12 protein-coding genes are annotated in these 11,187 nt (G+C 62.3%); 4 read left to right on the plus strand and 8 right to left on the minus strand.

Annotated features, from left to right (window positions below; translation table 11 throughout):
* The first annotated feature begins 59 nt into the window (after positions 1 to 59).
* From V7E26_RS07315 to V7E26_RS07325, 3 genes are all read left to right on the plus strand, one after another.
* Entirely contained in the window at positions 60 to 971 is a 912-nt protein-coding gene (locus V7E26_RS07315; protein ID WP_324414769.1) for a helix-turn-helix domain-containing protein, read from the plus strand.
* A 143-nt stretch (positions 972 to 1,114) separates the two neighbouring features.
* A complete protein-coding gene (locus V7E26_RS07320; RefSeq protein ID WP_324414770.1) occupies positions 1,115 to 1,375 on the plus strand; it encodes a hypothetical protein in 261 nt (86 codons plus the stop codon).
* A 285-nt stretch (positions 1,376 to 1,660) separates the two neighbouring features.
* Complete coding sequence (locus V7E26_RS07325; protein WP_324414771.1) at positions 1,661 to 2,449, plus strand: Crp/Fnr family transcriptional regulator; 789 nt, start codon at positions 1,661 to 1,663, stop codon at positions 2,447 to 2,449.
* A gap of 256 nt (positions 2,450 to 2,705) precedes the next feature.
* Here the strand turns inward: V7E26_RS07325 and V7E26_RS07330 are convergent, their stop codons facing one another.
* The 8 genes from V7E26_RS07330 to V7E26_RS07365 form a co-directional block, all read right to left on the minus strand.
* A complete protein-coding gene (locus tag V7E26_RS07330; RefSeq protein ID WP_324414772.1) occupies positions 2,706 to 3,926 on the minus strand; it encodes an ABC transporter substrate-binding protein in 1,221 nt (406 codons plus the stop codon).
* A 164-nt stretch (positions 3,927 to 4,090) separates the two neighbouring features.
* Positions 4,091 to 4,522, minus strand: coding sequence for a hypothetical protein (locus V7E26_RS07335; RefSeq protein WP_324414773.1), 432 nt, complete (start codon positions 4,520 to 4,522; stop codon positions 4,091 to 4,093).
* Positions 4,523 to 4,563: 41 nt separating this feature from the next.
* Positions 4,564 to 5,244 carry a site-2 protease family protein gene (locus tag V7E26_RS07340; protein ID WP_324414782.1) on the minus strand — a complete coding sequence of 227 codons (681 nt, stop codon included), beginning with the start codon at positions 5,242 to 5,244 and terminating at the stop codon, positions 4,564 to 4,566.
* Between the two features lie 50 nt (positions 5,245 to 5,294).
* Positions 5,295 to 5,693: a GFA family protein gene (locus V7E26_RS07345; protein ID WP_324414774.1), complete on the minus strand. Its 399-nt coding sequence runs from the start codon at positions 5,691 to 5,693 to the stop codon at positions 5,295 to 5,297.
* A gap of 1 nt (position 5,694) precedes the next feature.
* Positions 5,695 to 6,441 (minus strand): SDR family NAD(P)-dependent oxidoreductase, encoded by a 747-nt coding sequence (locus tag V7E26_RS07350; protein WP_324414775.1) that lies wholly within the window; start codon positions 6,439 to 6,441, stop codon positions 5,695 to 5,697.
* A 26-nt stretch (positions 6,442 to 6,467) separates the two neighbouring features.
* Complete coding sequence (locus tag V7E26_RS07355; RefSeq protein WP_324414776.1) at positions 6,468 to 7,199, minus strand: SDR family oxidoreductase; 732 nt, start codon at positions 7,197 to 7,199, stop codon at positions 6,468 to 6,470.
* Between the two features lie 138 nt (positions 7,200 to 7,337).
* Positions 7,338 to 9,158 (minus strand): IlvD/Edd family dehydratase, encoded by a 1,821-nt coding sequence (locus V7E26_RS07360; RefSeq protein WP_324414777.1) that lies wholly within the window; start codon positions 9,156 to 9,158, stop codon positions 7,338 to 7,340.
* A gap of 188 nt (positions 9,159 to 9,346) precedes the next feature.
* A complete protein-coding gene (locus V7E26_RS07365) occupies positions 9,347 to 10,378 on the minus strand; it encodes a LacI family DNA-binding transcriptional regulator (protein WP_324414778.1) in 1,032 nt (343 codons plus the stop codon).
* Positions 10,379 to 10,568: 190 nt separating this feature from the next.
* Here V7E26_RS07365 and V7E26_RS07370 point away from each other — a divergent pair.
* The coding region (locus tag V7E26_RS07370) for an ABC transporter ATP-binding protein (protein WP_324414779.1) at positions 10,569 to 11,187 on the plus strand (619 nt) is incomplete at its 3' end.

Genomic DNA, 11,187 nt, shown 5'->3' on the forward strand with positions numbered 1-11,187 from the left:
GTACTTTTCTGGCAATTTCTTCCGTTTGCAGGCGGCGGATTGTCTCAGGAGGCGAGGTCATGACCGTTCTACCAGCGCTGAACGGACTGCCGGTCGGCATCGCGCTGGCGGTCCGTGCAGAGCCGTTTTCAGCCGCCTTGGCGGCGCGCTCGTGGTCGATCCGCCAGAAAGCCGAGCGACGGGCGCACCTGTTGTTACTCCAGTCCGATCGCGGCCGCGCGTCCTGGCAGGGGACCGAAATCGCGCTCGCCGCGCCGACGCTGCTCTGGCTGCCGGGAAACGTCGATGCCTCGGTCGAGGTGAGCGCCGGCGCGCAGGGATTTCTGCTGTCAATGGACGACGACTTCCTGATCAAGATCGTCGCCGGCAACGCCGAGGCGCTGCATCTGCGCCGGACCACCGAGCGTGTGGCGCTGATCGCGGGCGAGACGCTGGCGCCCCATCTCGATGCCGTCGCCCATTCGTGCCGCGCCATTGCTGCGGAACTCCGCAGCCCCGGTTACGGCGGCGCGACGCTGATCTCCTCGCATCTGTTGCTGCTCTGCCTGCAACTCCTGCGGCTCAGCGCGTCACACGACGGGCCGCACGAGATGGCGGCGCGGGGCGGTGGTCCGGCACTCGTCGGCAATTTCCTGCAGATGGTCGAACTGCATTATCGCGATGGCTGGGCGGTGACGCACTATGCAAAAGCGCTCGGTGTCACCTCCGACAAGCTGCACGCGCACTGCCAGCGCGAGAAGAGCTGCGGCCCGCGCGCCATCATCCACGAGCGCTTGCTGCGTGAAGCCTGCACGCGGCTGCAGCAGCTCGATCTCCCCGTCGAGCAGATCGGCTACGGCTTGGGTTTTCGCGATCCCGCCTATTTCAACCGCTTCTTCCGCAAGTATCGCGGCGCGTCGCCGGGCAACTATCGCCGGCAGATCCGGCTCGAGCATGCGCGTAGCGGGCCGTCCTATGCGGCGTGGCCGTAGACTCCAGCCGCGTGCGGTTGCAACAGGATCGTGCGGCTATCAAACCGACGATGATTTCCGCATTAGGATGTTCAAAAGACGGAGTAGCTGACTGGCGATGGCAGCAATTGACCACCCAATGCTGACCTGGCGATGGTCCCGCGGTGGGTCTTGAATCCTTGGCGAGCCTGCACGCGATCACGCTGATGATTGCCTGGCAGCTCAGGCATGAGTTGGAGACGGTCCCGGCGAACATCGAGGTCCATCTTGTTCCCACGCTGTGCCCGCTTGCGGTCTCTCCGTTCGACTTCTCGGGATCGGGGAGCCTCATTGAACGGGCGGTGCAGTCGACGCGGCGCTGGATCGACGGCGGCGGTCTGGCGCGGCGCTCCGGACCGGAGGAACTGGCGCCGCACCATCATTGATACCTGCGTCGGCGTCGCTCGCCGATGCCATCAAGCCGAGGATCAACACCGCAAAGCGCGATTGGCAACCGCCTGCAGTTCATTGGACCTGACCTCGTCCCTCCATGCGCCCGGCCTTGACCTCAAAGCCTCCGATATTGCTCGCAATTGCTGACGAGGTGATCGAAACAGGCTTATCTTGCTGCAGCGCATGAGTCCGTTGTCGGCCCATCTCGGAAGTCGGGCGGCCAAGTTTTGCGATAAAGCCACTTCCGGTAAGCTGGCCTCACCGGCTCCAAAGGAGATATGTCCATCATGCTGGACCGCATTCTCGATGCAGCAACCGACAACCTCAGGTTCGCGAAGATTCTGGTCCAAATGGGTCTCGATCCGAACAACGTGACATGGGACACCATCTTCAACCGCCTGATGGAAATCTTTCTGCATAACATCACGCTTGCCAATATGTTCGCCCTGGTCGGCGCGATCTTCTTTGTCGCCACATTGCTGACGCACACGATGGTGCCGCTGCGGGTCGCGAACATGATCGGTTGCGCATTCTTCGCCGTCTTCGGTGCGCTCACCGGAGCCGTCGCGACTTTTCTTCTTTATCTCCTGATGATTCCCATTAATGCCTACCGTCTCCGTCAAATGCTCGCTCTCGTGAAGAAGGCGCGCACCGCAACGCAGGGCGACACGTCGATGGAGTGGCTCAAGCCGTTCATGACCGACCGCAAGTATCGCAAGGGCGACATCTTGATGAAGAAGGGTGACGCAGCCAACGAAATGCTGCTGACCGTTACCGGAAAATTCCGGGTCATCGAAATCAACGTCGAACTTCCGCCGGGGCGTTTGATGGGCGAGCTTGGTTTCCTCACGCCCGACAACCGCAGGACCGCGACGATCGAATGTATCGAGGATGGCCGCGTCCTGACTATCAGCTATGAAAAGCTGCTCGAGATCTACTTCCAAAACCCGCAGTTCGGTTATTACTTCCTTGTCTTGACCAGCCAGCGCCTGCTGGAAAATCTCGCGCGGGCCGAAGCCATCATCGCGCAGAACAAGATCGCGCCGCAGACGCCTTTCGCCAACTGACAGCGGTTCGGGGCGATTGATCCCGGCCGGACATCGTGCAAGCTGCGTTCAACGGCAGCCTCTTGGTCCACGGCGGGCGAAAGTGCTGAGAGTTCAGACCCATCTCTACTTTGCATGGGGTTGTTTTCGATATTTTGTATGCGGAGCCTGCGGTGAAGGGCATCCGCACATGGGCCGGCACGCCCTCATGCTCATGCAAAAGCCCTCTCCCGGAACGGGAGAGGGCTGAGTGCAGATCGTCCAATGATGAATGACCTCAGGTCTTCTTCAGCATCGGGCAGACGCTCTTTTCGAGCGGGATGAAGGCTTCCGCGGCCGGGATCGTGGCGACGAGGTTGTAGTAGTCCCACGGATACTTCGAATCCTGTGGCTTCTTCACCTCGAACAGGTAGGCCGGGTGGATCTTGCGGCCGTCGGCGCGGACTGAGCCCTTGCCGAACAGCGGATCGTCGGTCGGCATTTCCTTCATCTTGGCGACCACGGCGCGGCCGTCATGCGGATTGCCGCCGAGCGCTTCCAGCGCCTTGAGGTAATGGATCAGCGAGGAATAGACGCCGGCCTGGACCATGGTCGGCGGGTTCTTCTTGTATTTCTCGTTGAAGCGCTTGGTGAAGGCGCGGGTCTGCTCGTTCATGTCCCAGTAGAAGGTTTCGGTGAAGTTCAGGCCCTGCGCGACCTTCAGGCCGAGCGCGTGAACGTCGGTGATGAACATCAGCATGCCCGCGAGCTTCTGCCCGCCGGCGACGATGCCGAACTCCGCCGCCTGCTTGATCGAGTTGGTGGTGTCGCCACCGGCATTGGCGAGCCCGATGATCTTGGCCTTCGAGCTCTGCGCCTGCAGCAGGAACGAGGAGAAGTCGGCATTGTTGAGCGGATGCTTGACGCCGCCGAGCACCTTGCCGCCATTGGCGGCGACGACCGCGGCGGTGTCGCGTTCCAGCGCATGGCCGAAGGCGTAGTCCGCGGTGAGGAAGAACCAGCTGTCGCCGCCGGATTTCACCAGCGCCTTGCCGGTGCCGTTGGCGAGCATCCAGGTGTCGTAGACCCAGTGGATGGTGTTCGGCGAGCACTGCGCGCCGGTGAGATCGGATGATGCCGAACCCGAGTTGAGGTTGACGACGTTCTTCTCCCTGGCGAGGTTCGCGATGGCAAGACCGACGCCCGAACTCGCGAGATCGACGAACACGTCGACCTTCTCGACGTCGACCCACTGCTTGCCGATATTGGTGCCGACGTCGGGCTTGTTCTGGTGGTCGGCCGCGATCACCTCGATCTTCCAGCCCTTGCCGAGAAGCCCGGAATCCTCGACCGCCATCTGCGCGGCGACGGTCGAGCCGGGGCCGCCGATATCGGCATAGAGTCCGGACTGGTCGCCGAGGCTTCCGATCTTGACGACCTTGTCGAGCGTTTGCGCAAACGCCCCGCCGGCAAACACCAGGCTCGTGGTCATCACCAGTGCCGCAATGGATCGCTTCATCTTTCCTCCAGAAATTCTTTTTGGGCGATTGTTGAAATAGCGAAGCCATTATGGCGGGCCTTGCCGCAGCCGCCTAGCCGCTGCGACCAATCGCCATCGCACGGAATATTCCGTCGTGCGGCTAATTCGCGAGAAGAACGCCTGGCGATGCGAGGAAAAGCGCTTCAGCGCCAGAGCATGCGGATACTGACGTAGACGACGGCGAGACAGATGAAGATCAGCGCCACCGGCAGGCGTGGCTTTGCTGCCGTATCCGGTGCGGTCTGCTTCGGCCGGGCGGGCGGGCGGCGGAACGCGGTGACGTTGCCGCTGTCCTTGGCCGGATCGCCGGCGCGGGACGGGAGTTCCGGCGGCGTTCCGGTGCCGCCCATCTCCGCATAGTAGCGCTTGTACATGAGCTGGATGGTGGCCTCGGACGCATCTGCCTCGGTCATTCTGGCGAGCAGTTGCCGATAGCTTTCGAGGAAACTCTGCGCCTCCTGGGGAAGAGCGGAAAACCCGTTCAGCTTGGCCATCATCTTCCAGGTCGCAAAGTCTGCCCTCGCGCGGGTATCGGCGCGTCGTGCGATCAGCATGTCGGCAGCTTTTGTTGGCATGGTTCGGGCCAGTTCTTCCCTGTGCCGTTTCTATTTGAAGTTTAGGCGTTGCCGGTAATGAAGAGAAGCGCGGAGATCACATAGCCGGTCAGAGTCCGCAGTATCGTCGAAATAACATCAAGATTTAGGCCGAGCTGCGCGCCGACGACCGGAAGCAGGATCAAAAGTCCGAGCAGGATCAGCATGCCGTAGGGTTCCAGCCGCGCCAGCGGGTAAGCCAGCACCCGCGGCAGCAAACCGACGGCGACCCGGCCGCCATCCAGCGGCGGAATCGGCATCATGTTGAAGATCGCCAGGACGATATTGATCAGGAAAGCATTCTTGAGGTTGTCCGCGGTCCATTTGGCGGCCTCGGCCGGTACCAGGGGCAGGGCATGGAAGGCAAACGCCACCAGCGTCGCCAGAACGATGTTGATGGCGGGCCCGGCCAGCGCCACCCAGACCATGTCGAGCCGGGGATGGTTCAGGTTCCGGAAGTTCACCGGGACCGGCTTGGCGTAGCCGAACAGGAACGGGGAATGCGACAGCAACAGCACGCCGGGAAGGATGACCGTCCCGAACGGATCGATATGCTTGAGCGGGTTGAAGCTGACCCGGCCGAGCTGCCAGGCGGTATTGTCGCCGAGCTTGTATGCCACGAAGGCGTGGGCGGCCTCGTGAAAGGTGATGGCGATGAGGAGGGGGAGTATCCAGACCGAGATGTCGTAAAGCGAGATGTTCAGCACGGTCTACCCCGGTTTGCGCTTAGAGGCGCCAACCTAGCACGCCTGCCCTACTGGGGAACCGTCTCCTGATATTGCGGTAAACCGTCGTCGAGCCGCACCCAAGCGATCTTTTCGGAGACCCAGATGTGCTCGGTCGGCGCAAAGGCGTTGCGGTCGTCGAAAGTGGCGAGCGCGACGCCGATCGCGGTGCCGTTGGTGCGCCGGGAAAACAGCCGGGTGCCGCAGACCTTGCAGAACACCCGGTCGAGCGCTTCCGATGATGGATAACGCGCGGTCTCACCTTCGACCGTCAGCGAGCGCTGGTCGAACAGCGCGCGGGCAAAGAACGGCGAGCCCATCGCCTTCTGGCAGTTGCGGCAATGGCAGATCCGGACATTGAGCGGCTCGCCCTCGGCCTTGAACCGGACCGCGCCGCAGAAGCAGCCGCCTTCGCGGATCGTGCCCATCTCAGTACGTCGCCCGGCCGCCGGAAATGTCGAACACCGCACCGGTCGAGAACGCGCAATCCTCCGACGCCAGCCACGCCACCATCGCCGCCAGTTCTTCGACCAGGACAAAACGGTTTTTCGGAATCTTCGACAGCATGAAGTCGATGTGCTGCTGCGTGAGCTGATCGAAGATCGCGGTCTTGGCCGCCGCTGGCGTCACCGCGTTGACGAGGATGTCGTGCTGGGCGAGCTCCTTGCCGAGCGACTTGGTCAGCGCGATCAGGCCGGCCTTGGAGGCCGAATAATGCGCGGCGTTCGGATTGCCTTCCTTGCCGGCGATGGAAGCGATGTTGACGATGCGGCCGTACTTCTGCCGGATCATCGCAGGTACTACCGCCTTGCAGCAGATGAAGGGGCCGTCGAGATTGATGCGCAGCACCTTGCGCCATTCGTCGAGGTCGGTTTCCCACACGGTGGCGTTGACGCCGGCAATGCCGGCATTGTTGACGAGGATGTCGATCTTGCCGAGCGCCTTCAGCGTTTCGTCGCGGGTCTTCTCGACGGCGGCAAGATCCGAGATATCGACCTTGAACGACGAGACGGCGGGGCCGATCTCCCTGGCGGTCTTTTCCGCCAGCGGCAGGTCGTGATCCCAGATCGCGACCTTGGCTCCCGATGCGACGAAGCGCTCGGTGATCGCACGCCCAAAACCCTGCGCGCCGCCGGTGACGACGGCGCAGCGGCCGTTCAGATCAATCTTGTTCATTGAGGAAGCCCTTGATTGCGTGAATGTCAGAGCATGTAACCGCCGTCAACGACGAGGTCGACGCCGGTGGTGAAGGCGGCTTCGTCGCTCGCCAGATAAACTGCCATGGCAGCGATTTCTTCAGCGGTGCCCAGCCGGCCCATCTTCTGGCGCGCGATGAACATCTCCTTGCCTTGCGGACCGACGGCCGCGGCGCGGTCGAGCATCGAAGGCGTCTCCACGGTGCCAGGGCAGATGCTGTTGCAGCGAATGCCCTGAGTGATGAAGTCGAGTGCGACCGCGCGGGTGAGTAGCGAAACCGCCGCCTTCGACGCGCTGTAGACATAACGATTGGCCGGTGGCCGAAGCGCGGCGCAAGATGAGATGTTGACGATACTGCCGCCGCCGCCCGCCAGCATCGCCGGCAGGAACGCCTTGATGGTTCGGTGCATCGATTTGACGTTGAGATCGAACGAGAAGTCCCAATCCTCCTCCGAACAGTCCATGATGGTTCCGTGGTGGACGAAGCCCGCGGCGTTGAGCAGGATGTCGATCTTCCCAATGCGCTTGGCGAAAGCGTCGACCTCGGCGGTGCTGCGAACGTCGAGCCGCGCCGTCTCGGCAATGCCTTCCTTACCCAGCGCCGCGATGCCGCTTTCATTGATGTCGGTGGCGATCACCGTAGCGCCTTCGCGCGCGAATGCTATCGCGCATGCACGCCCGATTCCCGCCGCCGCGGCGGTGACAACGGCACGCTTTCCCTTCAGGCGATCTGACATGGTTTTATTCCTTCCTTTTTATGTTCGTCATTCCGGGGCGGCTCGAAGAGCCGAACCCGGAATCTCGAGATTCCGGGTCTGGTCCTTCGGACCATCCCGGAATGACCGGGGTGGCCGCCTCGCTCGCAAATAACGACGTCAGTGATTATCCCGCGCGACGCCGACGGTGCCCGCGATATTCTGATAACGCGTGGCGAGCTCCATGCAGGCGCCGGTCGCCTGCTGGCCCACGGTCGAGCGGTAGAGTTCCTGCCATGGCGTCTGGTTGGCCGGGTAGGGGAAGCCGCCCTTGGCCTTCAGCTCGGTGCGGCGCTTCTTCAATTCGTCGCTCGTGATCAGGATGTTGGCGTCGCCGGTATTGAGGTCAATGCGCACCTTGTCGCCGGTCTGCAGGATCGCGAGCCCGCCATCGGCCGCGGCCTCCGGCGAGGCGTTGAGGATCGACGGCGAACCTGAGGTGCCGGATTGCCGTCCGTCGCCGATGCAGGGCAGCGAGAGGATGCCGCGTTTGATCAATGCGGCCGGCGGCTGCATGTTCACGACCTCGGCGCCGCCGGGATAGCCGATCGGCCCGGCGCCGCGGATGAACAGCACGCAGTGCTCGTCGATGTTGAGCGAGGCATCGTCGATCCGGTCGTGATAGTCCTCCGGCCCCTCGAACACGATGGCGCGTCCCTCGAATGCATTCGGGTCTTTCGGATTGACCAGATAGCGGTCGCGGAATTCCTTCGAGATCACGCTGGTTTTCATGATCGCGGAATCGAACAGATTGCCGCGCAGCACCAGGAAGCCGGCGTCCTTCACCAGCGGCTTGTCGTAGCTCCAGATCACATCGCCGTCAGGCGCCGGCGCGGCGCCGCAGTTCTCGCCGATGCTGCGGCCATTGACCGTCACGGCGTCCTCATGGATGCGCTTGTGCGCCATCAATTCGCGCACCACCGAGGGCACGCCGCCGGCGCGATGAAATTCCTCGCCGAGATAGAAGCCGGCCGGCTGCATGTTGACCAGGAGCGGAATGTCGTGGCCGTGCTTCTGCCAGTCGTCGATCGAGAGCTCGACGCCGATATGCCGCGCCAGCGCATTGATGTGGATCGGCGCGTTGGTCGAGCCGCCGATCGCAGAATTCACCGCGATGCAGTTCTCGAACGCCTTGCGGGTCAGGATGTCGGAGGGCTTGAGGTCCTCCCAGACCATCTCGACGATCCGCTTTCCCGTCTCATAGGCGATCTGGCCGCGCTCGCGGTAGGGAGCGGGGATCGCCGCGCAGCCCGGCAGCGACATGCCGAGCGCCTCGGCCAGCGAGTTCATGGTCGAGGCGGTGCCCATGGTGTTGCAATGGCCGACCGACGGGGCGGAGGAGGCCACGATTTCGATGAATTCATTGTAGTCGATTTCACCGGCGGCAAGCCGTTCGCGCTGCTTCCAGACGATGGTGCCGGACCCGGTGCGCTCGCCGTTGAACCAGCCGTTCAGCATCGGGCCGCCCGAAAGCACGATGGCGGGTAGATTGACCGTCGCCGCCGCCATCAGGCAGGCCGGCGTCGTCTTGTCGCAGCCGGTGGTCAGCACCACGCCATCAAGGGGATAACCGAACAGCACTTCGACCAGGCCGAGATAGGCGAGGTTGCGGTCGAGCGCCGCGGTCGGCCGCTTTCCGGTCTCCTGGATCGGATGGGTCGGAAACTCCATGGCGATACCGCCGGCCTCGCGGATGCCTTCGCGCACCCGGTGCGCCAATTCGAGGTGGTGGCGATTGCACGGCGACAGGTCGTTGCCGGTCTGGGCGATGCCGATGATCGGCTTGCCGGACTGCAATTCCGCGCGGGTCAGGCCGTAGTTCAGGTAGCGCTCGAGATAGAGCGCGGTCATGCCCGGGTTATGCGGGTTGTCGAACCATTCGAGGGAACGCAGTCGGCGGCCCTTGCCATTGGTCGGGGACTTGTTGTCGCTTTTTTTCATTGGTTCCTCCCGCACGGACTAAAACTGGTGGCAGCGCAAAGCATGGCAGCACTTGCACCATGCTCAAAACTTCCGCTGCAACGCAGTTGCCGCGCCTATTCGATTTCTGTGGATGCGATCCTAATCTGGCACAAAAGATAGCGCTACCATTTTCTGGCGCGCCAGTATTGCGTGCTGCGAAGGGCGAGTCAGATATTCGACGGCGTCGAGCTTTCGCGGACCATCAACTGGAAACCAAGGTCGATCACCGGCTCCTGCGGGCGGCGGCCCTCGATCGCCTCGATCACCATGGTGACGGCGTGCCGGCCCATTTCATAGCGGTTGGTGCGCACGCTGCTGAGCGACGGGACCGCGGCGGCTGCGAATTCCAGATCGTTGAATCCGACGATCGCGAGGTCGCGGGGTACCGAGATCTGGCGGCGCTGACATTCGAACAGTGCCCCGAGCGCCAAATCGTCGTTGACGCAGAAGACAGCATCGATGTCGGGCGTCTGGGCGAGCAGGTCGGTGAACAGCGTTCCGCCGAGCGTGACGGTGGTCGGCACCGAGGTAGTGACGACGAGGTTGGGATCGAACAGCGCGGCGTGCTTCATGGCATCACGATACCCGTCGAACCGCCGCTGCACGCGCGGATCCATTCGCGCGCCGAGAAAGCCGATCCGGCGGCGTCCCTGTTCGAGGATGTGCGAAATTGCCGCAAATGCCGCGTCGTAGTGCGAGAAGCCGACCATCATGTCGACAGGACTGTCGCCGATTTCCATGATCTGCGTGACGGGACAGTTCATGGACTCCAGAACCTTGCGGGAGTCCGCGGTCTGGTTGATCCCGGTGACGATCAGGCCGGCGGGCTTCTGGGCCCGGAACAGGCGCAAGAGCTTTTCCTCCTGCAGGATGCTGTAGCGCGTGTTCGCAAGCTGGATGGTGTAGCGGCTACCTTCGGAGGAATCGTAGATGCCGCGCAATACGTCGGAGAATACGTTGTTGGTGAGCGAAGGGATGACGACGCCAATGACTTCAGTACGATGCGAGGCCAGCGCCCGTGCCGCGAGATTGGGCACGTAGCCCAGTTCCTTCACCGCGCTGTCGACGCGCTCCCGCTTGCTGAGCGACAGCGCTTCGGGGTTCCTGAAAAAACGCGATGCGGTAATGGGACTGACGCCAGCGAGCTTGGCGACTTCGGTGAGGCGGATTTTGCCAGACTTGGTCTGTTTTCGTCCCATCTTGCGCTCATATCACAACAAATTAGACGTTTGAACAATTATTGACAGCGCTACCATCGGATTGCTAAAAGCCGACAAACTGCGGATGATAATGACCGTTGAATTCGGCTTCCGGCATTAGAGTCGAAAAAGACAGAACGGCGCCATCGCCCGCTAGCGGCGCCAAAAACAGAAAATGAGGGGAGATTCGATGTCGTCGGTACAGATTCGCGACGTGCGCAAGTCGTTCGGCAATTTTGAAGTTTTGCACGGCGTGTCGATTCCGATCGAGGACGGCGAGTTCGTCGTGCTGGTTGGCCCCTCCGGCTGCGGCAAGTCGACCCTGCTGCGCATGCTCGCGGGTCTCGAGAACATCACCTCCGGCACGATTTCGATCGGCGACCGCGTGGTCAACAATGTCCAGCCGAAAGAGCGGGACATCGCCATGGTGTTCCAGAACTACGCGCTCTATCCGCACATGACTGTCGCGGACAATATGGGCTTTTCGCTCAAGCTGCGCGGCGCCAAGCAAGAGGAAATCTCGACTGGCGTGAAGCGCGCCGCGGAAATTCTCGCGCTGACGCCGCTGCTCGAACGCTATCCCCGTCAATTGTCCGGCGGCCAGCGCCAGCGCGTCGCGATGGGCCGCGCCATCGTGCGCGATCCGCAGGTGTTCCTGTTCGACGAGCCCTTGTCCAATCTCGACGCCAAGCTGCGTGTCGCGATGCGCACCGAGATCAAGGAACTGCACCAGCGGCTCAAGACCACGACCGTTTACGTCACCCACGACCAGATCGAGGCCATGACCATGGCCGACAAGATCGTGGTCA

Origin of the sequence: Bradyrhizobium sp., assembly GCF_036735945.1 — a bacterium.
GTDB lineage: Bacteria > Pseudomonadota > Alphaproteobacteria > Rhizobiales > Xanthobacteraceae > Bradyrhizobium.